This is a genomic window from Nonomuraea sp. LPB2021202275-12-8 (genome assembly GCF_037044575.1).
Lineage (GTDB): Bacteria > Actinomycetota > Actinomycetes > Streptosporangiales > Streptosporangiaceae > Nonomuraea.
The window spans coordinates 1-348 of record NZ_JBAHWD010000178.1 but is presented as its reverse complement, the minus strand read 5'-3'; the positions used below and the strand labels follow the sequence as shown (position 1 = coordinate 348).

At 68.4% G+C, this 348-nt stretch carries 1 protein-coding gene; it reads left to right on the top strand.

What is annotated here, in order from left to right:
- Window positions 1–348 (top strand): TCP-1/cpn60 chaperonin family protein (locus V5E28_RS49270; protein WP_336217224.1); only part of this gene is annotated, 348 nt, incomplete at both ends.

Genomic DNA, 348 nt, shown 5'->3' with positions numbered 1-348 from the left:
GACGACGTCGCGGGCGACGGCACCACCACCGCCACCGTGCTTGCCCAGGCGCTCGTGCGTGAGGGTCTGCGCAACGTGGCCGCCGGCGCCAACCCGATGGCCCTGAAGAAGGGCATCGAGGCCGCCGTCGAGCGCGTCAGCGAGGAGCTCTCCAAGCTCGCCAAGGATGTGGAGACCAAGGAGCAGATCGCTTCCACGGCCTCCATCTCCGCCGCCGACCCCGAGATCGGCTCGCTCATCGCCGAGGCGATGGACAAGGTCGGCAAGGAAGGCGTCATCACCGTCGAGGAGAGCAACACCTTCGGCCTCGAGCTCGAGCTCACCGAGGGCATGCGCTTCGACAAGGGC